The sequence below is a fragment of the Janthinobacterium rivuli genome (assembly GCF_029690045.1).
Classification (GTDB): domain Bacteria; phylum Pseudomonadota; class Gammaproteobacteria; order Burkholderiales; family Burkholderiaceae_D; genus Janthinobacterium; species Janthinobacterium rivuli.
Genome location: NZ_CP121464.1, coordinates 2,420,142 through 2,444,940, shown reverse-complemented (window position 1 = coordinate 2,444,940; position 24,799 = coordinate 2,420,142). Strand labels below are relative to the sequence as shown.

Below are 24,799 nucleotides of genomic sequence, written 5' to 3'. Positions count from 1 at the left end.
CAATTGTTGTTGAAGGGAATTATTTTTTAAGCAAAAAAAACGCTGCCCGAAGGCAGCGTTTCTTGATGATTTGGCACTGGGGCAAATCAGTTGCGTACAACACGCTTGTATTCGTTGGTACGGGTGTCGATTTCGATGACGTCGTCCTGTGCCACGAACAGCGGCACTTGCACGGTGTGGCGATGTGCGTCGATGGCGTTTTCGATCTTGGCTTCTTTCAGGACGTTGCCCGAGGTGTTGCCCTTGACCGCTGGCTCCGAGTACACCACTTGACGGGCGATGGTCGTAGGCAGTTCAACGGAGATCGCTTTGCCGTCGTAGAAAATGGCTTCGCATTCCATGCCATCTTTCAGGTAGTTCAGCGCTTCGCCCAGGTTTTCTTCTTCAATTTCGTACTGGTTGTACTCGGTGTCCATGAACACGAACAGCGGGTCGGCGAAGTACGAATACGTCACTGGCTTTTTATCCAGAACAACAACGTCGAACTTGTCGTCGCCGCGGAACACGTTTTCCATCGGGGTGTTCGTCAGAAGATTTTTCATCTTCCATTTGTAGGTGAAGCCCGTGCGGCTCGAACCGTTGACATCAGAACGCAACACGATCATTGGCTTGCTGTCGACCATGATGATATTGCCAACACGAATTTCTTTTGCGGGTTTCATAGGAATGTACGTAAAAAGTGGGTTGCATGAAGACCATCTGCCGCCTGTGCGCCATCAGCGCCGCAAGCTTGCGTTTGATCGGTTAAAAATACGTTAGAAATAACCGAGCATTTTACCTTAATTTTTGGCAAGCGCCTATCTCGTCGCGCCAGCGAATGCCAGCAGCTTACTTGCCAGATCGCCATTAGCCTGCATCTGCCGCTGCCAGGCCTGCGCGCGCGCCCGGATGCGCGGCAGATCGGCCTGCAATGCGGGCCACAGCTGCGTCCATGGCGAGGCATCCGCGCTGGCGTCATTCCAGGCCAGCGCCGCTTGCACCAGGCTGTCGATGGCGCCGTCCGCGTCCATCGCATAGCGCTGCAGGAAGGCGCGCAATTTCACGTGATGCAAGTTTTCATCCTGCACATAGATATGCCAGAGAAACGGCTGGCCAGCCCATTGCGCGCGCACGAAGGAATCTTCGCCGCGCACGAGATTGACGTCGCAAGCCCACAGCAGACGGTCGTAATCGTCTTGCGGCACGAACGGCAGCACGCGCACGGTGAGCGCGCCGCGCGTGCGCGCCGCACCGGCCACCGCCGCATCATCGCCGATAAAGGCCTGAACGGAATCGAACGCGACGCCTTCCGGCACCAGGCACGTCACGGGTTCGCTGCCCGCCTGCCACACGCCAAACAGCTCGGCGACGGGCGCGGACGGGTAGCAGAACAGCGATACCTTCAAGGCAGACATTTCCGCCGGACTCACGCCGAATTGCCCCAGGAATGCCGCCATGACGCCGGCATCAGCCTGGAATGCCAGCCTTTTTTCATCGAGCGCCGCCTCGCGCAGCAAGCCGCCCGTTTTATTGGTAAAACCGGGGAAGAAGAAATGCTTGATCATGCCGTGGCGCGGCGACGTCAGCGCATGGCAGCCTTCGACCCACTCTTCCGCCGTCAAGCCTTCCAGGTTCAGCCACACGGGCTGCGGGGCGCACTGCGCCATGGCGGCGATATAGCCGGGCGGAATGTCGCAGGCAAAAAACTCGATGACGATATCGGCGATATCGGCGGGCGAAAACACGCCATCCTGGCCGCGCCAGTGGCGCACCGTGACGCCGGAGACGCGCTGCGCTTCGGCCGCCACGTCGACTTCAGGGCAGATACGCTGGAAACTCGGTAAATCATCGACCCACAGGGTGACGGCGACGCCATGCTCGCCGCTCAACTGCCGCGCGAGGCGCCAGCAAATGCCGATATCACCGTAGTTGTCGACGACTTTGCAGAAGATGGCCAGAGATGCTGCGCGATCGGTGGGTAATGGCATATGCAAGGGAAAGAGAAAAACGTTGGCATGGCGACCCATAACAAAAAAGCCGCACTGTTACCAGGCGGCTTTTTGTTGGCTGATTCAGCCGGTCTGGCGTCCCCAAGGGGATTCGAACCCCTGTACTCACCGTGAAAGGGTGATGTCCTAGGCCTCTAGACGATGGGGACAGAAAATCTGTCCAAGATGCATTATTCCGCACCCCGACCTGTTACTGCTTGCGAATCTGGCGTCCCCAAGGGGATTCGAACCCCTGTACTCACCGTGAAAGGGTGATGTCCTAGGCCTCTAGACGATGGGGACATAAATCTGTCCTGAATGCACTACTTTGCATCCTGACCCGGTACTGCAGCAATATGGCAGAAACAAAAAAAGCCTGACTTGTCAGGCCCGTTCAGCACTGCTCTCTTACTTTACAACTAAATCCTGGCGTCCCCAAGGGGATTCGAACCCCTGTACTCACCGTGAAAGGGTGATGTCCTAGGCCTCTAGACGATGGGGACCTGTGCTGGTTTTACTCTCAGCGGACTCTTCGTTGAAGGCTTTGCTTAGCCCCTCAAAAAAGCGTGCGCGAAGTTTAACACGAAGCGATTCACGAAATCAACTGCCGGGGGTTTTATTTTCCATCTTATTTGCACAGATCTCCCTATGGGGCAGAAGATGCGCGTGCGATACGGAAATACTGCGTTATTGTAATTTCAGCAGGCGTAAAAAAGCCGCATAAGCGACTTATGGATGCCGAGTTAGGCCGACGGTGTTGTCGGATTACGCTGCGCTAATCCGACCTACGCCACATTCCTCCGAGGGGTATGGCGAAAAGTGTCGCGGAAACAAAAAAGCCGCTCGAGGCGACTTTGATTACTGTGTGATTTCTGCGCTGTTGGTGGAGGTAAGCGGGAGCCAATCGCTGACCTCTTGCATGCCATGCAAGCGCACTAACAGCTTAGCCATATTCCCCCGAGCGAAGAAACCGCCAGCACAAATAAAAAAAGCCGCTCAAGGCGACTTTGATTTATTCACTACCTGCTTCTGCGCTGTTGGTGGAGGTAAGCGGGATGGAACCGCTGACCTCTTGCATGCCATGCAAGCGCGCTAACAGCTTAGCCATATTCCCCCAAGGGTATGGCGGAAATACTTCGCCAAAATAAAAAAAGCCGCTCTAGGCGACTTTGATTTATTCACTACCTGTTTCTGCGCTGTTGGTGGAGGTAAGCGGGATCGAACCGCTGACCTCTTGCATGCCATGCAAGCGCTCTCCCAGCTGAGCTATACCCCCCGGGCGCAGAAACACTGCTACTTCTTTACTACAACACCAGACTGAACTGGCGTCCCCAAGGGGATTCGAACCCCTGTACTCACCGTGAAAGGGTGATGTCCTAGGCCTCTAGACGATGGGGACCTCGGCACTACAGTTTGCTGCTTTACTTCTGCGCTGTTGGTGGAGGTAAGCGGGATCGAACCGCTGACCTCTTGCATGCCATGCAAGCGCTCTCCCAGCTGAGCTATACCCCCCGGGCGCAGAAATAATAAAAGCCGCACTTGGCGACTTTGTTCCACTACTTGCTTTCCATCCAGATTCCGTTTTTTACGGGCCTGAACTTACAACAATCAGTACAAACAACTGCCACTACTATACCACAACTACCTGGCGTCCCCAAGGGGATTCGAACCCCTGTACTCACCGTGAAAGGGTGATGTCCTAGGCCTCTAGACGATGGGGACCGCGGAACTTCCAAACAACATCTGCACCACTTCAACAAGCAACATCATTGCTGCTGGTGGAGGTAAGCGGGATCGAACCGCTGACCTCTTGCATGCCATGCAAGCGCTCTCCCAGCTGAGCTATACCCCCGTTGGTGCAGAAACAAGAGTATAGCAAAGAAGTTTCACTCTGCAAATACCCTTTTTCGTCTATGAGCAACTTTTCATAGGGGCGGTTTCCGCACCGTATTTTTACGCGTATTTAAGAGCGGCGCTTACAGCCACTTTGCCAGGCGCGCCAGCACGGTGTCGCGGCCGAAGATCACCACCACCTGATCGATGGCCGGGGTCTGCAACTGGCCCGTCAAAATCAAACGCAAAGGCATGGCCAGCAGCGGCATCTTGATGGTGTTGGCGGCCAGCACTTCCTTGATCATGGCGGCAACGGCTTCCTTGCTCCACTCCACCGTGGCGATACGCTCGGCAAACTGCGCCAGCACAGGCTTGATGGCATCCGTGATGTGCTGCGCCGCCAGTTCCGCTTCCGGCTGCGGCGCGCGGAAGAACAGCATCGAGGCGGCCGCCAGTTCATTGACCGTGTTGGCGCGCTCTTTCATCATGCCCAGCACTTGCGCCAGGTCCGGCGCGCCTTCAAAGACGGCGCCGGCGGCGGCCATTTGCGGACGCGCCAGGTCGGCCAGGCGCGTGTTGTCGGCCTGCTTGATATAGTGGTTGTTCAGCCAGGCCAGTTTTTCATTGTTGAACTGTGCCGCCGATTTCGACAGGTGGTTCAGGTTGAACCATTCGCAGAACTGCTCGGTCGAGAACACTTCATCGTCGCCATGGCTCCAGCCCAGGCGCGCCAGGTAGTTCAGCATCGCTTCCGGCAGGAAGCCCTGCGCCGGGTAATCCATCACGCTGACGGCGCCGTGGCGCTTCGACAGTTTCTCGCCGTCCGCACCCAAAATCATCGGCAGGTGGCCGTACAGCGGCAGCGGTGCGCCGATGGCGCGCAGGATGTTGATCTGGCGCGGGGTGTTGTTGACATGGTCGTCGCCGCGGATCACGTGGGTGATCTGCATGTCCCAGTCGTCGACGGCCACGCAGAAGTTATACGTTGGCGTGCCGTCCGGGCGGGCGATCACCAGGTCGTCCAGCTCGCGGTTCGAAATCGTGATCGTGCCCTTGACCACGTCGTCCCACGTCACGTCGCCATCGAGCGGGTTCTTGAAGCGCACGACGGGCTTGCGGTCGGCAGGAATGGCCGGCAAGGTCTTGCCCGGCTCCGGACGCCAGGTGCCGTCGTAGCGCGGCTTTTCGCCAGCGGCGCGCATGCGCTCGCGCATCGCTTCGACTTCTTCCGGCGACGAGTAGCAGTGATATGCCGTGCCCTCAAGCAGCATCTGCGCCACCACTTCGCGGTAGCGGTCCATGCGCTGCATCTGGTAGAACGGGCCTTCGTCGTGGTCCAGGCCCAGCCACTTCATGCCTTCGATGATGGCTTGCACGGCTTCCGGCGTGGAACGCTCCACGTCCGTATCTTCGATGCGCAGCACGAAGGTGCCGCCGAAGTGGCGGGCATACGCCCAGCTATATAAAGCGGTGCGGGCGCCGCCCAGGTGCAGATAGCCGGTCGGGCTGGGAGCGAAACGGGTACGGACGGGAGTAGCGGTTGTGGTCATCGAAGTAATCAGGCTTGAATAAGTAAAACGCCATTTTACTACCTAAGCAAAGCCCTAAGGCAAACCCCACCACGAACGCTGGGGTCAGACCCTGAGGGTCTGACCCCGGTCCTTCAAGGGGCTTGTCTTATAGTGCCAGCAGCCGCCTTTTTACTTCTTCCGCCTGCGCATGCAGCGCCCGCTCGAACAGGGCGACCAGTTGTGACAGGGGCCGGTGCAAAGGTTTCACGAGATTCACCGTGAACGGCAAGGACACGGCAAAGCGGCGGATCTGCAAGCCCTGCCCCGCATAATCGAGGGCAGTGAGTGGATTGACGATGGCCAGCCCCACGCCTTCGCGCACCATCGCGCAGACGGAAGCGGCGCTGTGCGTGTCGAGCGCCATGCGCCGCTCCACGCCGGCCTGCGCGAAAATGGCGTCGATCTGCTGGCGGTAGGGGTCGACGGCGGCCAGGCTGATGAAAGGCTGGCCCGCGAAGTCCGCCGGCTGCAGCACGGTTTTACTTGCGAGCGCATGGCCATCGGGCAGCACGCACACTTCATCGACGGACATCAAGGTATCGAGCGCGGTGCCCGGCGGCGCATTACCCACTTCCGTCAGGCCGATGTCGTGGCGCTGCGCCGACAGCCACTCTTCCAGCAGCGGCGACTCCTGCGGCGTGATGCTGATGCTCACCTTGGGAAAATCGGCGACGAAGCGTTTGCACGCCTGCGGCAGCAGGGACTGGGAAAACACGGGCAGGCAGGCGATCGACAACTGGCCCTGGTCGAACTGGCGCAAGGCTGCCGCCGTGCTGACGATGCGCTCCAGGCCGAAATACGCGCGCTGCACTTCCTCGAACAGTTGCAGCGCCTGGGCCGTCGGACGCAACCGCCCCCGCTCGCGCTCGAACAGGGTGAGGCCCGTCAAGTGCTCGAGGCGCGCCAGCTCGCGGCTGACGGTGGGCTGCGACGTGTGCAGCATGGCGGCGGCGGCCGTCACGCTGCCCGTCGTCATGATGGCGCGGAAGACTTCGATATGGCGCAAGGAGATAGTCATGGTCATATCATAAATGAATAAGGTCAGCGCAAATGGATATTTTATGTTTAGCCTAAAAAGCGGCATCATGGCCAGCATCGTAGGTCGGATTAGCGGGCAAAGCCCGCGTAATCCGACACCACCTCGGACGCCACCCATCACATGACAAAGACAACCACCATGAAACCAGTCCCAGACGCCACCCTCGCCCAACTCGCCCAGGAACACGGCACGCCATTGTGGGTGTATGACGCGGCCACCATCCGCGCGCGCGTCGCCCAACTGGCGCAATTCGACACGGTGCGCTTCGCGCAAAAGGCCAATTCGAACATCCATCTGCTCACACTGATGCGTGAAGCGGACGTGCACGTGGATGCCGTCTCGCTGGGTGAGATCGAACGCGCGCTGCAGGCAGGCTTTACGCCGGCGCAAACGAACGGCGCCGCCGGGGTGGTGTTCACCTGCGACCTGTTCGACCGCGCCACCCTGGCGCGCGTGGCGGCGGCGAAGATCGAAGTCAATTGCGGCTCCGTCGACATGCTGCGCCAGCTGGGTCCCGTGTCGCCCGGCCACCGCGTCTGGCTGCGCATCAATCCCGGCTATGGCCATGGCCATAGCAACAAGACCAATACGGGCGGCGAAAACAGCAAGCACGGTATCTGGCATGAAGAGCTGCCGGAGGCGCTGGCCGTCATCCGCGCGCATGGCCTGCACCTGGTCGGCCTGCACATGCACATCGGCTCGGGCGTCGACTACAGCCACCTGGAAACCGTCTGCGGCACCATGGTCGACCTGGTCAAAAACATGGGCCACGACATCGAAGCCATTTCCACCGGCGGCGGCCTGTCCGTGCCTTACCGCGAAGGCGAGCAGCCCGTCGATACGGACCACTACTTCCAGCTGTGGGATGCGGCGCGCAAGCAGATCGAGGCGCACCTGGGCCATCCCGTGCACCTGGAAATCGAACCGGGCCGCTTCCTCGTGGCCGACGCGGGCCTGCTGGTGGCCGAAGTGCGCGCCACCAAGCAAATGGGCGGCAACCACTTCACCCTGCTCGACACGGGCTTCAATGAACTGATGCGCCCCGCCATGTACGGCAGCTACCATGAGATGTCGGTCATCGCGCATGACGGCCGGGCACTGGACACCCAGCACGCCACCGTGGTCGGCGGCCCCCTGTGCGAATCGGGCGACGTGTTTACCCAGCGCGATGGCGGCGTGGTGGAAACACGCCTTCTGCCTGCAGCGCAGGTGGGTGACTACGTCGTCTTCGAAGGTGCGGGCGCGTATGGCGCGTCGATGTCGTCGAACTACAACAGCCGTCCGCATGCGGCGGAATACCTGGTCGATGGAGAGCAGTCCCGCTTGATCCGCCGCCGCCAGACGGTGGCCGAACTGATCGCACTGGAACAACTCTAAAACCGCGCCCGCGTGCGGGCATGCGCATCTGCTAACATCGGGGCAACTCGATGAAAGCCCGCCATGCCCGCCACCACCCTTGCCCGCCGCAGCGGCGTTTTTCTGCTGCCTCTGCTGCCCCTGCTGCTGTCCGCCATCCTCACCGGCTGCGCTTCACTGCCCTCGCTGGAAGGCCGCATTCCCTCCACCGTCATTGCCGACACAAAGCACACCCAGCTGGCCACGGCCATTGCGCCCATGGTGGCGCAGCATCCGGGCGTGTCCGGCATTTATCCGCTGGTGGACGGACGCGATGCCTTTGCCGCGCGCGCCCTGCTGGCCGCCGCCGCCCAGCGCAGCCTGGACGTGCAGTACTACATCTGGCACAAGGACATCACGGGCACCTTGCTGTTCGATGCCCTGCGCCAGGCGGCAGAACGGGGCGTGCGTGTGCGCCTGCTGCTCGACGATAACAACACGGCGGGCCTGGACCAGACCCTGACGATGCTGGGCAAGCAGCAGAATCTGGAAATCCGCCTGTTCAATCCCTTCGCGCCCCGTTCACCGCGCGTTCTCGCCTTTGCCACGGATTTTTCCCGCCTCAACCGGCGCATGCACAACAAATCGTTCACGGCCGATAACCAGGCCACCATCGTCGGCGGGCGCAATGTGGGCGATGAATATTTTGGCGCGGCCGGCGACGTGCTGTTCGCCGACCTGGACGTGCTGGCCATCGGCCCCGTCGTCGACGATGTCTCGCACGATTTCGACCGCTACTGGAACAGCACATCGGCCTACCCTGCCAGGCTGCTGCTGACCAGCCCTGTTGAGGGCGACGCGGCCACCATCGCCGCCGAGGCGGACCGCATCGACGACACCAAGGCAGCCGAGGAATACGTGCAGGCGCTGCGCACCTCGCCTTTCGTCAAGCAGATGATGGAACGCACCCTGCCCTTCGAATGGGCCAGGACGCGCATGGTCAGCGACGACCCAGCCAAGGTGCTGGACCAGGCCAGGCCCGGCACGGGCGTGGCGGACAAGCTGCAAAACCTGCTCGGTGTGCCGGAAAAGGAAGTGGACCTGGTGTCGCCGTATTTCGTGCCCGGCAAGTCGGGCACGCAAGCCTTTGCCGACCTGGCAAGAAAAGGCGTGGGCGTGCGCATCCTGACGAATGCGCTGGAAGCGACCGACGTGGCGGCCGTGCATGCGGGTTATGCGAAGTGGAGAAAGCCGCTGCTGGAAGCGGGCGTGCTGCTGTACGAGTCGCGCCGCTCGTGGGAACGCGGCGATGCGCGCGAACAGACCGGCCGCTTCGGCAGCTCCGCATCGAGCCTGCATGCGAAGACCTTTGCCGTCGACGACCAGCGCGTCTTCGTCGGTTCGTTCAACTTCGACCCGCGCTCGATCGAATTGAATACGGAAATGGGCCTCGTCATCGACAGCCCCGCGCTGGCCAGCCAGCTGGGCCAGGCCATGCGCACCACGATCCCGCAACGCGCTTACCAGGTCATGCTGGGCGACGACGGTGCGCTGTACTGGATCGCCCGCGACGCCAGCGGCACCACAACGCGCTACGACACGGAACCGGGCACCAGCGTGTGGAAGCGCATGGGGGTGGCGATTCTGTCGGTGCTGCCGATAGACTGGCTGCTGTAGTACCTTTTTAACGGCCAACCCACCGACAAACCCTGGGGTCGGACCCTGAGGGTCCGACCCCGGCTTTTCGCACCGGGGTTCTTTTACCTCACCGCCTCCGTCAACACCCGCCCCTCCGACGCCGACGGCTGGCGTATGCGCAGCAGGTGGGCCAAGGTCGGCGCGATGTCGACCACTTCCGCGTACTGGCCGTAGGCGCCCGGCTTGATCCAGCGGGGGCCGAAGACCATCAGCGGCACGTTGGTGTCATACGTGTAAGGTGTGCCGTGCGACGTGCCGCCGCTGCCCTTGCCGAAGTACCAGGCCGGCTTGGTAACGACCATCAGGTCGCCCGACAGCTGGCGGTTCCAGGCGCGGCGCATCAGGGTGTCCATGCGCGTGGCGACGGCTCCCGTTTCCATCTGCGTGCGCGTATAGACTTGGGCCAGGCCGTCCTGCTGCATCAGAAAGCGGGCCGCCGCGTCTTCCAGCGCGGCGCGATGGATGCCGCTCTTTTCCGCCAGCGCGTAATCGAGGTAGATATTCGGCAGCGAGGACGTCGTCACCAGCTTGTCGATGCCCAGGCTTGTCGCCAGGTGCTGGTTCAAGGCATCGACCAGTTTGGCGCCATCGATGCGCTTGGCCGAGAAGCCGCGCGTTTCGGCAAATTCCGGCACGTTGGCAAAGCCATGGTCGGCCGTCAGCACCACCAGCACGTTGTCCATGCCGACTTTTTTATCGAGGTCGGCAAAGAAGCCGGCCAGCATGCGGTCCAGGCGCTGCAGGTGGTCGTGCGACATCTTGCTTTCCGGGCCGTAGGCATGGTTCACGTAGTCGTGCGCGGACAGGCTCACGCCGAGAATATCGGGCACGCCGGCCGGGTTGCGGCCCAGGTTCTCGCCATCGATGGCGGCGCGGGCGAATTCCAGGGTCAGCTCATCGAGGAAGGGGCCGGATTTCAGGCGGCTGTAGTACTCGCCATCGAGCTTGCCGCTGTCGCTGTAGTAGGCAAACGGGAAGGTGTTGCGCGTGCCCAGCTTGGCCGCCACGATGTCATCGCGGGCATCATTGACATAGGCCGAATCGGCCAGCAGCGGCGTCCAGCTCTTGCCGTAATAGCGGTCCTGCGGCTTGGCGGCCTGGTAGCGCTGCACCCATTGCGGATGCTGCTGCATATAGTAGGTGCTGCTGGCGAAATTGCCCGTCTTTTCCATGTACATGTACGCCGTGCCCGTTTTCCCGGCCAGCAGGATGGCGCCCCGGTCCTTGCCGGATACCGTGACGACCTTGGACTTGTCGCCCGTGGAATAGCGCAATTCATCGCCCAGGGTGCTCACGCGCAGCTTGGTCGGCGCCGTGCCGTCGTCGGGTTGCGTCTCTTCGCCGATGTAATGGAAATTACCATCCTCGGTGCAATACACGGATTTCTTCGTGACGGGGTCGATCCAGTTATTGCCGATCACGCCATGCTGGTACGGGTAAGCGCCCGACAGCACGGCCGAGTGGCCGATGGCGGTGACCGTGATGCCGTGCGCCTGGTGCGCGTCGCTGAACCACGCGCCCTGCTCCAGCAGGCGGCGGAAACCGCCCTGGCCGAACTGCTCGCGGTAGCGCGTCACCTGTTCCTGCGGCAAGCCATCGACCACCAGCACGACGACCAGCTTCGGCTGCGTCGCAGCATTGGGAACTGCCTTGGCCGCATGCGCCTGGCACGCCGCCACGCCAGCGACCAGCAGCAGCGCCTGCGCCAGTTGCCGGGAAAGGGAGAAATGTTTCGTCATATCCGCTCATCAAAAGTTAGGCCACCGGCCAGCATACGCCGACTATATGACACAATAATGACAAGAGGCAACAATATAAAAAAGGCCAGGTTCCATCGCTGGAACCCGGCCTTATGCCGCAACAGACAATCTGCCTGACTTACTTGACCGTCACCTTGATGCTTTTGCTCAACTCCGGTCCATATGACTGGTGCGCACCATTGGCAAACTGCATGGTGAGCGTGTACTGGCCCGGCGGCAAGGTGACGTCCGTTTCCGTTTGTCCTTTGCCGAAATGCAAATGCTTGTCATCCATGGGTATCATCTCGCCCGCCTTCATCGGCCCCATATTGATGAGCAGATGATGGTGGCCCGTCTTGGCCGTCATGTCGCCGGCCGGCTTGACGTCCATGCCTTTGATGGCAAATTTCACTTTGAACGGGCTCGTCACCGTCGCGCCATCGACTGGCTCGACGAAGGAAACGGATTGGGCGAAAGCGCTGGCGGCCAGCAGGCTGCCGGCGATCACGACGGCGGCTTTACGCAGGAATACGGTGGTCAATTGCATGATGTCTCCTCTTGTTTGATAACAACACGGACTGCATGAAACCATATTCCTGCTGACAATGGCGCAGGATTGTTAACCCATAAAGAGCCGGGGTCGAACCCTGAGGGTTCGACCCCAGTCTTTGCCTTGGGCTTAAGCTGGCTATCGATCAATCGTTCTTGATCACGATACTCGGGAACTTGCTGGTCATGTCCTTCGCCTTTTCCGCCACCTTGATCGCGATGGTGCGGGCGATCTGCTTGTAGATCACGGCGACAGGGCCTTCCGGCTCGGCCACGACGGTCGGCGTGCCCGAATCCGTCTGCTGGCGAATCGCCATGGTCAGCGGCAAGGCGCCGAGGAATTCCACGCCAAAGTCCGCGCACATCTTCGAGCCGCCGCCGGCGCCGAAGATTTCTTCCGCATGGCCGCAGTTCGAGCAGATGTGCGTGCTCATGTTTTCCACCACGCCCAGAATCGGGATGCCGACCTTCTCGAACATTTTCAAGCCCTTGCGCGCGTCCAGCAGGGCGATGTCCTGCGGCGTCGTGACGATGACGGCGCCCGTGACGGGCACTTTCTGCGACAGGGTCAGCTGGATGTCGCCCGTACCTGGCGGCATGTCGACGATCAGGTAATCGAGGTCGCGCCAGTTGGTCTGGTCCAGCAGTTGCTGCAAGGCTTGCGTGACCATCGGGCCGCGCCACACCATCGGCTCGTCCGGATCGATCATGAAGCCGATCGACGACACTTGCAGGCCGTGGTTTTCCATCGGCTCCATGCTCTTGCCGTCGAGGGTTTTTGGCTGGCCGCTGATGCCCAGCATCATCGGTTGCGACGGACCATAGATATCGGCGTCCAGCATGCCAACGGTGGCGCCTTCGGCCGCCAGGGCCAGGGCCAGGTTGACGGCCGTGGTCGATTTGCCCACACCGCCCTTGCCGGAAGCGACGGCGATGATGTTTTTCACGTTGCTCATCGGCTTCAAGCCGCGCTGCACCGTGTGCGAAATGATTTTCGACGACACGCCCACGCTGACGTTGCCCACACCCGGCAGCACGCGCAGGGCGGCCAGCACGGATTTGCGGATCAGGTCGATCTGGCTTTTGGCGGGGTAGCCCAGTTCGATGTCGAGGGAAATATCATCGCCATCGACCTTCAGATTCTTGACGGTTTTGCTGGAAACGAAATCTTTATGTGTATTTGGATCAATAACCTGGGCCAGCGCGGCCTTGACGTCTTCTACTGTGATGCTCATGTAAATCTCCGTGTGTACTACATATGTGCAATACGCGCAGTCTAGCGCAAATTTGCATGGCGCGATGGCGGCAAAAGCATCACTTGCCGGCGCTGCATCTGCTCATATTGCCTTTCCGCTGTTAAAATGTCCTATTATCCATCCCAAAAGTGCATCAATCATGACTCGCAAGCTGTTCGTCACCACTGCCCTGCCTTACGCAAACGCCGCTTTTCACATTGGCCACATCATGGAATACATCCAGGCCGATATCTGGGTCCGGTTCCAGCGAATGCAACGCGATGGCGCAGCCGACCGTGAAGTGCACTTTGTGGGCGCCGACGATACGCATGGCACGCCCATCATGATCGCCGCCGAAAAGGAAGGCATCACGCCGCAGCAATTCGTCGCCAACATCGCGGCCGGCCGCGCCCAGTACCTCGACGGCTTCCATATCGCCTTCGACAACTGGTATTCGACCGACTCGCCTGAAAACGTCGACCTGTCGCAATCGATCTACCGCAAGTTGCGCGATACGGGCCTGATCGTCACGAAAACCGTCGACCGCTTCTTCGATCCGGTCAAGGGCATGTTCCTGGCCGACCGCAACATCAAGGGCGAATGCCCGAAATGCGGTGCCAAGAACCAGTACGGCGACAATTGCGAAGTGTGCGGCGCCGCCTACCAGCCAACCGACCTGGTCAACCCGTTCTCCGTGTTTACCAACGCGACGCCCGTGATGAAGCCGTCGGAACAGTATTTCTTCAAGCTGTCCGACCCGCGCTGCTTCGAATTCCTGAAAGATTGGCTCAATACGCCAGGCCGCTTGCAGCCGGAAATGGTCAACAAGGTCAGCGAATGGCTGGGCGAAGCCGGTGAAAAGCTGGCCGACTGGGATATTTCGCGCGATGCGCCCTACTTCGGCATCCCGATTCCTGATGCACCTGGTAAATTCTTCTATGTGTGGATGGATGCGCCCGTCGGTTACCTGGCCAGCCTGAAAAACTATTGCGACAAGAAAGGCATCGATTTCGACGCCTTCCTGAATGACCCGTCGACGGAACAGATCCACTTCATCGGCAAGGACATCGTTTCCTTCCACTTGCTGTTCTGGCCCGCCATGCTGAAGTTCGCCAATCACCCGGTGATCGACAAACTGAAAGTCAACGTACACGGCTTCCTGACGGTCAACAACGAAAAAATGTCGAAGTCGCGCGGCACGGGCATCTCGCCGCTGCGCTACCTGGACCTGGGCATGAACCCGGAATGGCTGCGCTACTACATCGCCTTCAAGCTGAACTCGAAAGTGGAAGACCTGGACTTCAACGGCGAAGACTTTGTCGCCCGCGTGAACAGCGACCTGATCGGCAAGTACGTGAACATCGCCAGCCGCTGCGCCGGCTTCATCGCCAAGCGTTTCGACGGCAAACTGGCGTCGACGCTGTCGGAAGGCGCGCAAAGCTGGATCAACCGCGCCCTGACGGTGGACGTCAACGGCGTCATCGTCGAGCGCCAGGCCAGCATCGCCGCGCACTTCGAGAACCGCGAATTCGGCAAGGCCTTGCGCGAAATCATGGAAATCGCCGACATCACCAACCAGTATGTCGATGAAAACAAGCCGTGGATTTTGGCCAAGGACGCCGAAAAGACGGCGGAACTGCACGACGTGTGCACCACGGCCCTGATCCTGTTCCGCCAGCTGACGATTTTGCTGTCGCCGGTCCTGCCGGGCGTGGCCAAGAACGTGGCCTCGTTCCTCAACGACGCAGAATTTACTTGGGCCGACACGCAAGTGTTCGGCGACGCCGTCTCGAACAGCATGCTGGGCCGCACCATCGGCGCCTACAGCCATTTGATGACGCGCATGGATGCGAAGATGATCGAAGCGCTGTTCGACGCGCCGCAAGCGGCCGCCGCCATTGCCGCACCGGCCGGCGACGCCGCGAATGACGCAGTATCCGCTGCTCCGGCCGCAGCCGCCATCGAGGAACTGGCGCCCGAAATCAAGATCGACGACTTCCTCAAGGTCGACCTGCGCATCGCGAAAATCGTCAATTGCGAACTGGTGGACGGTTCCGACAAGCTGCTGCGCCTGACCCTCGATGCGGGCGAAGGCCGTCTGCGTAACGTATTCTCGGGCATCCGCTCGGCTTACCAGCCGGAAGAATTGGTCGGCAAGCTGACCGTGCTGGTGGCCAATCTGGCGCCGCGCAAGATGAAGTTCGGCATTTCCGAAGGCATGGTCATGGCCGCATCGAGCGCAGACGAGAAGGCCAATCCAGGCATCTACATCCTGAACCCGTGGCCGGGCGCCGAACCTGGCATGCGCATCCGTTAAGCCAGCACAAGGACCGATGATGAATATCGTGGTGCGCGAAGCAACAAATGCCGATGCACAACTGATGGCCGAGCTGACCCGCGCCGCGTGGGCCGGCAAGGTGGCCGCCTCGTCCAGTGGACACCACGAGACGGCGCAGCAAGTGGAAGAGCAATTGCGCCACGGCGGCGGTTTTCTGTTGCTGATCGACGACATTCCAGCCGGTTCGCTGCGCTGGATGCCGCTCGACAGCGATCCCGCCATCTGGAAGATTTCACGCATGGGCGTACTGCCCGCCTACCGGGGCAGCCACGTTTCGCAGCATTTACTGGAAGCCATCATTCATCACGGCCTGTCGTGCCAGGCCGAGGAATTGCGCCTGGCCGTGCGGCGCGACCAGCGCAAGCTGATCGATTTTTATGCGGCCTTCGAATTCGACCTGGCCGAAGAACTGGAATATTCGCACGCCAACCCCGCCGAACCGGCGCCGATGGTGATGCGGCGTTTGCTGCGTTATTGATTTTTAGCAATTTCGCCCCGGACTTGCCGATACAACAACCCGCCAGGCCGCACGGCGCGGTAAAATACGGCCGGCTGACCTTACCCATAAGACACTCAGAAGAGAATATGAAACTGCCTGCAAAACACAACAACTACGTATCCGACCACACCTTGTTCATCGCCGAACTGAAGGCCAAGAACCCTGGCATGGAGGCGGGCCAGCAAGCGGGCCGCGCCCTGCTGTGGGACAAGCCGGCCGTCAGCATCGATGAGCAGGAACGCCAGCTGGCGTCAGCCGTCAAGCAACAGGCTTACGTTTACCAGAACAAGAACTAAGATCTGGAACCGGCACGATGTTGCCTGAAGAGTCTGCAGTCACGCCGGAAGCCGACGCTTCCGGTGCCGGCGCAGTCATCGAGTCGCTCCCACCTGTCGCTGAAGGCGACGGCAGCGGCGACCCTGCAACATCGGCCACGGCAGTAACGGACGCGGCGCCGGCCGCCGACCCGCTGGGCATCGCCCGCCTGTATGGCGAGCCGATGCTGCGCATGCCGACGGATTTGTACATTCCGCCGGACGCGCTGGAAATCTTCCTCGAAGCCTTCGAAGGCCCGCTCGACTTGCTGCTCTACCTGATCCGCAAGCAAAATTTCAACATTCTCGATATTCCGATGGCGCAGGTGACCCTGCAATATCTGAAATATGTCGACCAGATCCGCGTGCGCAACCTGGAACTGGCCGCCGAGTACTTGCTGATGGCGGCCATGCTGATCGAGATCAAGTCGCGCATGCTCTTGCCATCGCGCAAGAGCGACGTCGAGGAAGATGGCGGCGACCCCCGCGCCGAACTGGTGCGCCGCCTGCTCGAATACGAGCAGATCAAGCTGGCCGCCTACGACCTGAACGCCATCCCGCAGTTCGAGCGCGATTTCGTGCGCACGCAGATTTTCATCGAGCAAAGCCTGACGCCCACCTGGCCCGACGTGGAACCGGTGGACTTGCAGCAGGCGTGGCTCGACGTGCTGAAACGCGCCAAGCTGACCCAGCATCACCGCATCAGCCGCCAGGAACTGTCCGTGCGCGAGCACATGTCGAGCATCCTGCGCCATTTGCAGTCGTCGCGCTTCGTCGAGTTCAGCGAGCTGTTCGACATTGCCGGCGGCGTGCCCGTAGTGGTGGTCAACTTCGTGGCCCTGCTGGAACTGGCCAAGGAAACCCTGATCGAGATCACGCAGGCAGAACCGTTTGCACCCATCTACGTCCGGCTGGCCTATTCACCCGCCTGACTCCCTCCCTTTGTCACTGACCACCGTACAACGGGGTTTTAGCGAAAGCAATCCATGAAAATTATTTCCGACATCGAAGAATTGCGCGACCAGCTCAGCGGACAGCTGCGCACGGCGTTCGTCCCTACCATGGGCAACCTGCATGAAGGCCATCTGTCGCTGATGCGTCTGGCGCGCAAGCATGGCGACCCCGTCGTCGCCTCGATCTTCGTGAACCGCCTGCAATTCGGCCCGAACGAAGACTTCGAAAAATATCCGCGCACCATGGCCGCCGACATCGCCAAGCTGGAAAAGGAAGGCGTGTACGTGCTGTTCGCGCCGACGGAAAAGGAACTGTACCCGGAACCGCAGGAATACCGCGTGCGCCCGCCCGATGACCTGGGCAATACGCTGGAAGGCGAATTCCGCCCCGGCTTCTTTGAAGGCGTGTGCACGGTCGTCACCAAGCTGTTTTCGTGCGTGGGTCCGCGCGTGGCCGTGTTCGGCAAGAAGGATTACCAGCAGCTGATGATCATCCGCAACATGGCGCGCCAGTTCGCGCTGCCAACGGAAATCATCGCCGCAGAAACGTACCGCGCGGACGATGGCCTGGCCTTATCGTCGCGCAATATGTATCTGTCGGAAAGCGAACGCGCGGAAGCGCCGGAACTGTACAAGGGACTTAATTTCGTGGCCGAAGAAGTGCGCAAGGGTAACCTGGCCGTCGGCGAACTGGAACAGGCAGCCATGCAGTTGCTGGACGGCCGCGGCTGGAAATCGGACTACATCGCCGTGCGCAAGCGCGCCAACCTGCAAGCGCCTAGCGCCGCCGAGCTGGCCGCCGGCGAACCGCTGGTGGTGCTGGCTGCCGCCAAGCTGGGGCAGACGCGACTCATCGACAACCTGGAAATTTAAGCATTGTCACAACGGGGCCATTCGGCCCCGTTTCTTTTGGCTATGTCACCGTCAAGTGTGGGAATGCGCCCAACGTTGCTTTCAATAACGTTTCCGATGAACGGATGCGCCTGGCGTCGAGTATCCAGCGCCAGCCCAGGTAGTTCGGCAGGTAGCGCGTCGCCACGCCGTGAAAGGGCCGTAGCCATGCGCGCAAGCGGCTGTGATAGGCATTGACGTTCTGCACGTGGGCGGCCCCTCGCACACGGATGCCAGCGCGCAAGTTGACTGCTTGGTGGCTGATGCCCGCTTCCTTCGCAAAAGCCAGATAGGCGGCATGACCGTCGGTCACCAGCAGCACGTCCTTGTCGATAACGGGTAGCAGCGAATGATGCAGCTGTGCCTTCGTCAACGCCCCTTTGCCCGTGACGAAATCGAGGGTCTGCCCAGTACGGTCGCGCGCCACCAGGATGCAAACCTGTTCATTGGAAATGCCGCGCTGATGGGCATGGCCGCCACGGCGGCGCGCCGGACGCGTCATTTGCCTGGATCCCTTTTCTGATTCCAGCACGTAGAGTTCATCGGCCTCGGCAATGCCATGCAGACAATGCGGCCGGTCCGTCTTTGCTACGCTGAGAAAACGGTGTCGCCAGCGAAACGTGGTGTTGCGGTGCAGTCCCAACTGCTGAGCGGCCTGGCGTACCGACCTGGAATCAAGCAGGCAATCCGCATAGTCGAGCCACAGCGATTTATGGCGCAAGTGCGCCAGCGGCGTGCCCGTCAAGGCATTGAATGTGCGCCCACAGGATACACAGCGGTAGCGCTGCAGGCCGTGCGCATGGCCATGCCGGTGCAGGTGACACGATTGGCAGGCGGGACACCCCAGGCGTGCTTGCGTAGCGTTTTCAAGCAGCGTGACGGTCACATCGTGTGGCCCATTGCCACACAGCAAGGCTATTCCTGCCTGCCGCTGGCGTCGGTTCAACTGCGCAAACTGCGCGATAAAGCGTATCCATTCGGCTGGCTGCATGATCGGCTCCTGCATGGTGGGTATGCAGAGTCAGACAGCACAGCCAAGGAAAGATTCAGGCAGATCCCCTATTTATCGATGACAGAGCCTTTCTTTTTTTACTTCTCCATCCCCACCAGCTTGAGTTCGGCAAACAGCGGCTTGTTGCTGCCGCGGGCCGCTTGCAACATGTCATAGCTGGCCGCATCAAGCACGATTTCTTCTCCCGCCCACAGCTTGCGCTGGTTTGCAGGCAGCCTCAGGCTGCGCAGGATGGCCCTTGCTGGGCCGGATCGGCTGCCAGCAGGCGAATGGCGTGCGCATGGCGCTGTGTGCCCGTAAGGATCGGCAAGCCGCCTTCCGGGCCGTTCTGGCTCAGGCTGACATAGTCATGCCCACCCACGCGGTGCAGATAAGCATGCCGGCCATCGGCTTCGGCAGGCGACTGCGCGGCCAGCTCCTGCATCTCGACCGACGCGACAGGCGCAGCGGTGGTTTGTTCAAGGCTCACGCCACAGCCCGCCAACATGGCTGTGCTCAGGGCGAAAAATAATACGGGTGCTCGGCGCATCGCGCGCTCCTTCTTGTCGGGGTCGGGGACAAAGGGAAATACTGCAGCGATCATGGGCCAAATTATTTGACGTGTAAAGTTAACTTTAGGAAATATTTAATTCCTTTGCGCAATCTCATGTGATCGGCGCAGGCGGACGAAAAAAACGCTGCCGGTTTGCACGGGCAGCGTTTTCTTGATAACGGTCAAGCCTGGATCAGGCGCCGGCTTTTTCCAGCTTCTCGAAAATCTTGTTCAGCTTTTCATCGAGGGTCGCGGCCGTGAACGGCTTGACGACATAACCGCTGGCGCCAGCCTGGGCGGCGGCGATGATGTTTTCTTTTTTCGCTTCGGCGGTGACCATCAGCACGGGCAGCTTGGCCAGTGCGGGATCGGCGCGGATATGCTGCAGCATCGTCAGGCCATCCATGTTGGGCATGTTCCAGTCCGACACGACGAAATCGAACGATTCCGCGCGCAGCTTGGCCAGGCCCATCACGCCGTCTTCCGCCTCATCGACGTTGGCATAACCCAGTTCCTTCAACAGATTCCGGACAATGCGGCGCATCGTCGAAAAATCGTCAACGACTAAAAATTTCATCTTTGGATCAGCCATGAATAACTCCGTTGTTTCTGTAGCGGTTTGTTAATAATATCGACATGAATGCCGACATTATGGTCGACACTACGGCAGCAAGTTGTAGGATAGCATTTTCGTTGCTTTTAGGCGAACAAACTTGCCTCAGATCATATAAAACGTGGCTTACACGCGCAAAGCACGCATGCCATGCGCCGCCAGGTGTCCCAGCACCATGCCAGGCAATGCCGTCAGAGCGCCGACCTCATGCGTAGCACCAACGGCGATCGCCTCGCGCGGCATGCCGAACACCACGCAACTGGCTTCATCCTGCGCAAAATTATACGCTCCTGCGGCCTTCATCTCCAACATGCCTTGTGCGCCATCCTTGCCCATGCCTGTGAGGATCACGCCGACGGCATTTTTACCGGCCGATTGCGCGGCCGATCGGAACAGCACGTCGACGGACGGGCGGTGGCGGTTGACCGGTTCGCCCTGGTCGATCTTGGTCATGTAGTTGGCGCCACTGCGCGTCAGGGTCAGGTGCGAATGGCCGGGCGCGATGTAGGCGTGGCCGGGCAGCACCCGTTCGCCGCCTGCCGCTTCCTGCACCGATATCTTGCACAGCGAATCGAGGCGGCGCGCGAACGAGCGCGTAAAGCCTTCCGGCATGTGCTGCGTGATCAGGATGCCGGGGCAGTCGGACGGCATCTGCATGAGAAATTCGCGGATCGCTTCCGTGCCGCCCGTCGAGGCGCCCACGATGATCAGCTTTTCGCTCGACGTCAATGGGCTGCGCAGGGCAGGCAGCGGCGCGGCCACCTTGTCGCCGGCCGACGGCAGGGTGCGCGCACGGATGCGCGCCTTCGAGGCGGCGCGGATCTTGTCGGCGATCATGTCGGTGTACTCGCGCATGCCGCTCTGGATGGAAATTTTCGGCTTGGTGACGAAATCGACGGCGCCCAGTTCCAGCGCGCGCATGGTGATTTCCGAACCGCGCTCGGTCAGCGACGACACCATCAAGACCGGCATCGGGCGCAAGCGCATCAGTTTTTCCAGGAAGTCGAGGCCATCCATCTTCGGCATCTCGACGTCGAGGGTCAGCACGTCGGGGTTGGTCTGCTTGATCATCTCGCGCGCCACCAGCGGATCGGGCGCCGCGCCCACCACTTCCATGTCGGGCTGGCTGTTTACGATTTCCGTCATGACGCTGCGGATCAGCGCCGAATCATCCACGATCAAAACCTTGATCTTCATATTCTTCCTTCCAGGCCTTGCGGCCCTTATTCTTTATTAAATTAGTACACCGGACAAAACCGCCGCAAGCCGCACAGCGCGACGCGCAGCAAGTTTGGCCTGGTGTGTGTCAGAACAGTTCGACTTCGCCGCCCACCGGCGCGACCTTGAGGCGGCTGGCGTAATCGAGTTCGCGGCGCACCAGCGTATCGTTATGCGTCTGCATCAGCTTTTTCACCAGCACCTTGCCGCTGCGGGGGAAAAAATACACTTTGCGCGGGTGGATGTCGTTCAGGTCTTCGGCCACCACGCGCATCTTTTCCGCTTTCAGATAGTTGATGACGAAGGCCGCATTGCGTTCGCCGACGTTGATCGCCGTGAAGCCGCGCAGCACGGCGCCGCCGCCGAACACTTTCGCTTCCATGTTCTCGCGCCGCGCGCCCGCCTTCAGCAAATCGTTGATCAGGATTTCCATGGCGTAGGTGCCATAGCGCATCGACGCGGAAATCGGACTGTTCGGGTCGCTGCCGCCATCGGGCAGCATGAAGTGGTTCATGCCGCCCAGGCCCGTGACGCGGTCGCGGATGCAGGCCGAGACGCAGGAGCCGAGCACGGTGACGATCAGCATATCCTTGTTGGTAAAGTAGTACTCACCAGGCAAGATCTTGGCGGCGTCACAATTGAACGTCCTGTCGTAATAGACGTTAGTGGCGAATTGCTCTTTGGATTCCAGGCTCATATTTCACTCTCATGTACGATGCGACGATGCCTTGGGCGCGGCGCCCCGAGGCTGATCGAGCTCATAGACTGTTTTACCGCGCAGCTTCAATGAATCCGACACGTACAGAAAATTCTCCGAATGGCCCGCAAACAGCAGGGCATCCGGCTTCATCAAGGGCACAAAGCGCGACAGGATCTTGCGCTGCGTCGCCTTGTCAAAATAAATCATCACGTTACGGCAAAAGATGACGTCGAACTGCCCCGTCAATGGCCAGCCGTCGGCCAGCAGGTTGAGCGGCTTGAAGGTGATCATCTGGCGCAGTTCCGGGCGCACCCGCACCTGCCCCTCGCGATCGCCCTTGCCGCGCAAGAAAAAGCGCCGCGCACGGTCGGCCGGCATCTTGTCGAGCCGGTCCAGGTTGTAGACGCCATTGGCGGCCGTGGCCAGCACGTTCGTGTCGATGTCCGTGGCGATGATGGTGACGGGCGGCGTGAGCGTATTGAACGCCTCGCACACCGTCATGGCGATCGAATACGGCTCCTCGCCGGTGGAACTGGCTGAACACCAGATGGTGATCGGCCCGCTCAGTTTTTTCACATGCTCGGCCAGCAGCGGGAAGTGATGCGCCTCGCGGAAGAACGACGTCAGGTTGGTCGTCAGCGCATTCGTGAACGCTTCCCACTCATCGCCCATGCGGCCAGCTTCCAGGTCGTCCAGGTAGCGGACGAACGAGGAGATGCCGGTCGCGCGCAAGCGCCTGGCCAGACGGCTGTAGACCATCTCCTGCTTGCTGTCGGCCAGCGCGATGCCGGCCCGCTTGTAAATCATGGCGCGGACCCGCTCGAAGTCCTTGCCAGTGAAATCAAATTCCTTGACCGAATCCGTTTTAGTTTGCGGCATTTTATTTTTACCTCTCTATGACTACTCTGACCAATGCCTTTGCAAGTATAACTAGCGGGACCGGGTTGGCGTCAGAACTCTTCCCAATCGTCGCCGCCGGCTGCCGCCAGCTTTTTCGCGGGCGCTGGCGTGCCGGCTTGCGCCGTCTTTGCCAATCGCCGTGTATTTGCCGCCACAACAGGCGCCGGCCGTGCCGCCGCCTTGACTGCTGGCGCGGGTACGGGCATGGCCACCTGCGCCGCGCTCTCGCCATCGAGCTTGAAGATGCGGGCGGCGTCGGCCAGTTTCTGCGCCTGGTCCTGCATGCTTTCGGCCGCCGCCGCCGCTTCCTCGACCAGCGCCGCGTTTTGCTGCGTCATCTGGTCCATCTGCGCGATGGCCTGGTTCACTTCCTCGATGCCATGACTCTGTTCCTGCGTCGCCGCCGTGATCTCGCCCATGATGTCGGCCACCTGCCGGATCGACGTGACGATCAGGCCCATGGTCTGCCCCGCCTCGTCCACCAGGCGGCTGCCCGCATCAACCTTGTCGACCGAGTCGCCGATCAGGCCCTTGATCTCTTTCGCCGCGCCGGCCGATCGTTGCGCCAGATTGCGCACTTCCGACGCCACCACCGCAAAACCGCGTCCCTGCTCGCCTGCGCGCGCCGCTTCAACGGCCGCATTCAATGCCAGGATATTCGTCTGGAACGCGATGCCGTCGATGACGCCGATGATGTCGACGATCTTGCGCGAACTGTCCTTGATGGAGCCCATGGTATCGACCACTTGCGCCACCACCTTGCCGCCCTGCTCCGCCACCGACGACGCCGACACGGCCAGCTGGTTGGCCTGGCGCGCGTTGTCCGCATTCTGCTTCACGGTCGACGTCAGTTCTTCCATCGACGATGCCGTCTCTTCGAGCGAACTGGCCTGCGTTTCCGTGCGCGCCGACAGGTCCGCATTGCCGCTGGCGATCTCGCGCGACGCCACGGTAATCGTGTCCGTTCCATTGCGCACGTCGCTGACCGTCTGCACCAGGCTCTCGTTCATGTCCTTGAGCGCCTGCTGCAAGGCGCTCGTTTCATCCTTGCCTTCGACCACCACGCGCGACGTCAGCTCGCCGGCCGCCACCTTCTGCGCCACGGCGAGGGCGCCGGACAATGGCACCGTGATCGAGCGCGTGATGAAGATGGCGCACCAGGCGCCGATCGCCACCGCCGCGCCGCCCAGGATGAACAGTACCGTCATCAGCCGCGCATCGGCCGCCAGCGAGTCATCCATGAAGCTTTGCTGCGCCACGTGCTGCAAGTCGAGCAGCTTGTTGATATCGGCCAGGGTCGTCTTGTTCAATGGGTCGATGCGGGTGGCAATCACCTTCGCCGCGCCCTCGCTGTTAAACGCCAGCACCTGCCCCATCGCCTCCTTGAAGGCGGCATCGACATCGCCGTCGACCTTGGCGATATTGGCCAGCAGCGCCTTTTCGCCCTCGGACAGGCCCAGGGTGGCCAGCTTGCCGCGCGCGCCGTCATACAGCTTGCGCTGCTCGCGCACCTTGCCCTCTTCCGCCTGCATCAGGGCCACATCGCCCTGCAGGCCGATATTGCGCATGGCGATGCCGGTTTCCAGCATCGCGCTTTTCATCAGCGACGCCTGCGTATTCTTTTCGCTTGCCAGCGCCAGGCCCGTGAGCAACTGGGCCTTGTTACGGTAATTCAGTGCATTCGCCGAAACGATCACCACCACTAGGATGGCGAGGATGCTGCCAAAACCTATCCCCAGCCGGGTGCCTATCTTGAAATCGCGCAAACTCATTACAGTCTCCAATATTTATGTGAACGGCGCCCGTTCAACCGGACGGCGCCGTGTTGTGGCCTGGTCTCTGACGGACCTTGCAGCCTGCCGG

At 60.6% G+C, this 24,799-nt stretch carries 21 protein-coding genes and 8 tRNA genes; 7 read left to right on the top strand and 22 right to left on the bottom strand.

Annotation, left to right across the window (positions count from 1 at the left end; genetic code table 11):
- Positions 1–86: 86 nt before the first annotated feature.
- The 12 genes from P9875_RS11250 to P9875_RS11195 form a co-directional block, all read right to left on the bottom strand.
- A complete protein-coding gene (locus tag P9875_RS11250; RefSeq protein ID WP_034758247.1) occupies positions 87–662 on the bottom strand; it encodes an elongation factor P in 576 nt (191 codons plus the stop codon).
- A gap of 135 nt (positions 663–797) precedes the next feature.
- Positions 798–1,967: an elongation factor P maturation arginine rhamnosyltransferase EarP gene (gene earP / locus P9875_RS11245; protein ID WP_278318409.1), complete on the bottom strand. Its 1,170-nt coding sequence runs from the start codon at positions 1,965–1,967 to the stop codon at positions 798–800.
- Between the two features lie 94 nt (positions 1,968–2,061).
- Positions 2,062–2,137 (bottom strand) — tRNA-Glu (locus tag P9875_RS11240).
- Positions 2,138–2,194: 57 nt separating this feature from the next.
- Positions 2,195–2,270: transfer RNA gene (locus tag P9875_RS11235), tRNA-Glu, on the bottom strand.
- A gap of 124 nt (positions 2,271–2,394) precedes the next feature.
- Positions 2,395–2,470 (bottom strand) — tRNA-Glu (locus tag P9875_RS11230).
- A gap of 697 nt (positions 2,471–3,167) precedes the next feature.
- Positions 3,168–3,243: transfer RNA gene (locus P9875_RS11225), tRNA-Ala, on the bottom strand.
- A 47-nt stretch (positions 3,244–3,290) separates the two neighbouring features.
- Positions 3,291–3,366 (bottom strand) — tRNA-Glu (locus P9875_RS11220).
- A gap of 37 nt (positions 3,367–3,403) precedes the next feature.
- Positions 3,404–3,479 (bottom strand) — tRNA-Ala (locus P9875_RS11215).
- Between the two features lie 134 nt (positions 3,480–3,613).
- Positions 3,614–3,689: transfer RNA gene (locus tag P9875_RS11210), tRNA-Glu, on the bottom strand.
- A 54-nt stretch (positions 3,690–3,743) separates the two neighbouring features.
- Positions 3,744–3,819 (bottom strand) — tRNA-Ala (locus P9875_RS11205).
- A 124-nt stretch (positions 3,820–3,943) separates the two neighbouring features.
- The gene (gene gltX / locus P9875_RS11200) at positions 3,944–5,350 is read right to left on the bottom strand and encodes a glutamate--tRNA ligase (protein WP_099402715.1); all 1,407 of its coding nucleotides are present in this window, start codon (positions 5,348–5,350) and stop codon (positions 3,944–3,946) included.
- A gap of 127 nt (positions 5,351–5,477) precedes the next feature.
- The gene (locus tag P9875_RS11195) at positions 5,478–6,389 is read right to left on the bottom strand and encodes a LysR family transcriptional regulator (RefSeq protein ID WP_099402809.1); all 912 of its coding nucleotides are present in this window, start codon (positions 6,387–6,389) and stop codon (positions 5,478–5,480) included.
- 159 nt (positions 6,390–6,548) lie between these two features.
- Here P9875_RS11195 and lysA point away from each other — a divergent pair, with 159 nt between their 5' ends.
- Entirely contained in the window at positions 6,549–7,787 is a 1,239-nt protein-coding gene (lysA, locus tag P9875_RS11190) for a diaminopimelate decarboxylase (RefSeq protein WP_278318408.1), read from the top strand.
- Between the two features lie 63 nt (positions 7,788–7,850).
- A complete protein-coding gene (locus P9875_RS11185; RefSeq protein ID WP_278318407.1) occupies positions 7,851–9,422 on the top strand; it encodes a phospholipase D family protein in 1,572 nt (523 codons plus the stop codon).
- Positions 9,423–9,505: 83 nt separating this feature from the next.
- On the opposite strand, the gene P9875_RS11180 is transcribed toward P9875_RS11185, so the two are convergent.
- The 3 genes from P9875_RS11180 to apbC all read right to left on the bottom strand — a co-directional run bounded on the left by P9875_RS11180 (position 9,506) and on the right by apbC (position 12,966).
- A complete protein-coding gene (locus P9875_RS11180) occupies positions 9,506–11,182 on the bottom strand; it encodes an alkaline phosphatase family protein (protein ID WP_278318406.1) in 1,677 nt (558 codons plus the stop codon).
- 139 nt (positions 11,183–11,321) lie between these two features.
- Positions 11,322–11,729: a DUF4399 domain-containing protein gene (locus P9875_RS11175; RefSeq protein WP_278318405.1), complete on the bottom strand. Its 408-nt coding sequence runs from the start codon at positions 11,727–11,729 to the stop codon at positions 11,322–11,324.
- Between the two features lie 148 nt (positions 11,730–11,877).
- Complete coding sequence (gene apbC / locus P9875_RS11170) at positions 11,878–12,966, bottom strand: iron-sulfur cluster carrier protein ApbC (protein WP_278318404.1); 1,089 nt, start codon at positions 12,964–12,966, stop codon at positions 11,878–11,880.
- A 160-nt stretch (positions 12,967–13,126) separates the two neighbouring features.
- On the opposite strand from apbC, the gene metG reads away from it, so the two are divergent.
- The 5 genes from metG (at position 13,127) to panC (ending at position 17,943) form a co-directional block, all read left to right on the top strand.
- The gene (metG, locus tag P9875_RS11165) at positions 13,127–15,283 is read left to right on the top strand and encodes a methionine--tRNA ligase (protein WP_278318403.1); all 2,157 of its coding nucleotides are present in this window, start codon (positions 13,127–13,129) and stop codon (positions 15,281–15,283) included.
- A gap of 19 nt (positions 15,284–15,302) precedes the next feature.
- Entirely contained in the window at positions 15,303–15,782 is a 480-nt protein-coding gene (locus P9875_RS11160; protein WP_034778216.1) for a GNAT family N-acetyltransferase, read from the top strand.
- A 107-nt stretch (positions 15,783–15,889) separates the two neighbouring features.
- The gene (locus tag P9875_RS11155) at positions 15,890–16,099 is read left to right on the top strand and encodes a DUF3460 family protein (protein ID WP_034778041.1); all 210 of its coding nucleotides are present in this window, start codon (positions 15,890–15,892) and stop codon (positions 16,097–16,099) included.
- A 17-nt stretch (positions 16,100–16,116) separates the two neighbouring features.
- Entirely contained in the window at positions 16,117–17,049 is a 933-nt protein-coding gene (locus P9875_RS11150; protein WP_278318402.1) for a segregation and condensation protein A, read from the top strand.
- A gap of 54 nt (positions 17,050–17,103) precedes the next feature.
- Positions 17,104–17,943, top strand: coding sequence for a pantoate--beta-alanine ligase (gene panC, locus P9875_RS11145; protein WP_035826607.1), 840 nt, complete (start codon positions 17,104–17,106; stop codon positions 17,941–17,943).
- Between the two features lie 40 nt (positions 17,944–17,983).
- On the opposite strand, the gene P9875_RS11140 is transcribed toward panC, so the two are convergent.
- The 7 genes from P9875_RS11140 to P9875_RS11110 form a co-directional block, all read right to left on the bottom strand.
- Entirely contained in the window at positions 17,984–18,952 is a 969-nt protein-coding gene (locus P9875_RS11140; protein ID WP_099402806.1) for an IS1595 family transposase, read from the bottom strand.
- Between the two features lie 238 nt (positions 18,953–19,190).
- A complete protein-coding gene (locus tag P9875_RS11135) occupies positions 19,191–19,442 on the bottom strand; it encodes a hypothetical protein (protein ID WP_278318401.1) in 252 nt (83 codons plus the stop codon).
- Positions 19,443–19,698: 256 nt separating this feature from the next.
- On the bottom strand, positions 19,699–20,097 hold the full coding sequence (gene cheY / locus P9875_RS11130; RefSeq protein WP_026132837.1) for a chemotaxis response regulator CheY: 399 nt from the start codon (positions 20,095–20,097) through the stop codon (positions 19,699–19,701).
- 147 nt (positions 20,098–20,244) lie between these two features.
- Entirely contained in the window at positions 20,245–21,315 is a 1,071-nt protein-coding gene (locus tag P9875_RS11125; protein WP_035826603.1) for a protein-glutamate methylesterase/protein-glutamine glutaminase, read from the bottom strand.
- 109 nt (positions 21,316–21,424) lie between these two features.
- Positions 21,425–22,033, bottom strand: coding sequence for a chemoreceptor glutamine deamidase CheD (cheD, locus tag P9875_RS11120; protein ID WP_034758343.1), 609 nt, complete (start codon positions 22,031–22,033; stop codon positions 21,425–21,427).
- Positions 22,034–22,042: 9 nt separating this feature from the next.
- Positions 22,043–22,915, bottom strand: a complete 873-nt coding sequence (locus P9875_RS11115) for a CheR family methyltransferase (RefSeq protein ID WP_035826600.1) — start codon at positions 22,913–22,915, stop codon at positions 22,043–22,045.
- A gap of 71 nt (positions 22,916–22,986) precedes the next feature.
- The gene (locus P9875_RS11110) at positions 22,987–24,708 is read right to left on the bottom strand and encodes a methyl-accepting chemotaxis protein (RefSeq protein ID WP_278318400.1); all 1,722 of its coding nucleotides are present in this window, start codon (positions 24,706–24,708) and stop codon (positions 22,987–22,989) included.
- Positions 24,709–24,799: the final 91 nt, after the last annotated feature.

Excerpts from the sequence above, each read along its gene's own strand:
- P9875_RS11250 (WP_034758247.1), bottom strand. The coding sequence starts at position 662 with ATGAAACCCGCAAAAGAAATTCGTGTTGGCAATATCATCATGGTCGAC.
- earP (WP_278318409.1), bottom strand. The coding sequence starts at position 1,967 with ATGCCATTACCCACCGATCGCGCAGCATCTCTGGCCATCTTCTGCAAA.
- gltX (WP_099402715.1), bottom strand. The coding sequence starts at position 5,350 with ATGACCACAACCGCTACTCCCGTCCGTACCCGTTTCGCTCCCAGCCCG.
- P9875_RS11195 (WP_099402809.1), bottom strand. The coding sequence starts at position 6,389 with ATGACTATCTCCTTGCGCCATATCGAAGTCTTCCGCGCCATCATGACG.
- lysA (WP_278318408.1), top strand. The coding sequence starts at position 6,549 with ATGAAACCAGTCCCAGACGCCACCCTCGCCCAACTCGCCCAGGAACAC.
- P9875_RS11185 (WP_278318407.1), top strand. The coding sequence starts at position 7,851 with ATGCCCGCCACCACCCTTGCCCGCCGCAGCGGCGTTTTTCTGCTGCCT.
- P9875_RS11180 (WP_278318406.1), bottom strand. The coding sequence starts at position 11,182 with ATGACGAAACATTTCTCCCTTTCCCGGCAACTGGCGCAGGCGCTGCTG.
- P9875_RS11175 (WP_278318405.1), bottom strand. The coding sequence starts at position 11,729 with ATGCAATTGACCACCGTATTCCTGCGTAAAGCCGCCGTCGTGATCGCC.
- apbC (WP_278318404.1), bottom strand. The coding sequence starts at position 12,966 with ATGAGCATCACAGTAGAAGACGTCAAGGCCGCGCTGGCCCAGGTTATT.
- metG (WP_278318403.1), top strand. The coding sequence starts at position 13,127 with ATGACTCGCAAGCTGTTCGTCACCACTGCCCTGCCTTACGCAAACGCC.
- P9875_RS11160 (WP_034778216.1), top strand. The coding sequence starts at position 15,303 with ATGAATATCGTGGTGCGCGAAGCAACAAATGCCGATGCACAACTGATG.
- P9875_RS11155 (WP_034778041.1), top strand. The coding sequence starts at position 15,890 with ATGAAACTGCCTGCAAAACACAACAACTACGTATCCGACCACACCTTG.
- P9875_RS11150 (WP_278318402.1), top strand. The coding sequence starts at position 16,117 with ATGTTGCCTGAAGAGTCTGCAGTCACGCCGGAAGCCGACGCTTCCGGT.
- panC (WP_035826607.1), top strand. The coding sequence starts at position 17,104 with ATGAAAATTATTTCCGACATCGAAGAATTGCGCGACCAGCTCAGCGGA.
- P9875_RS11140 (WP_099402806.1), bottom strand. The coding sequence starts at position 18,952 with ATGCAGCCAGCCGAATGGATACGCTTTATCGCGCAGTTTGCGCAGTTG.
- cheY (WP_026132837.1), bottom strand. The coding sequence starts at position 20,097 with ATGGCTGATCCAAAGATGAAATTTTTAGTCGTTGACGATTTTTCGACG.
- P9875_RS11125 (WP_035826603.1), bottom strand. The coding sequence starts at position 21,315 with ATGAAGATCAAGGTTTTGATCGTGGATGATTCGGCGCTGATCCGCAGC.
- cheD (WP_034758343.1), bottom strand. The coding sequence starts at position 22,033 with ATGAGCCTGGAATCCAAAGAGCAATTCGCCACTAACGTCTATTACGAC.
- P9875_RS11115 (WP_035826600.1), bottom strand. The coding sequence starts at position 22,915 with ATGCCGCAAACTAAAACGGATTCGGTCAAGGAATTTGATTTCACTGGC.
- P9875_RS11110 (WP_278318400.1), bottom strand. The coding sequence starts at position 24,708 with ATGAGTTTGCGCGATTTCAAGATAGGCACCCGGCTGGGGATAGGTTTT.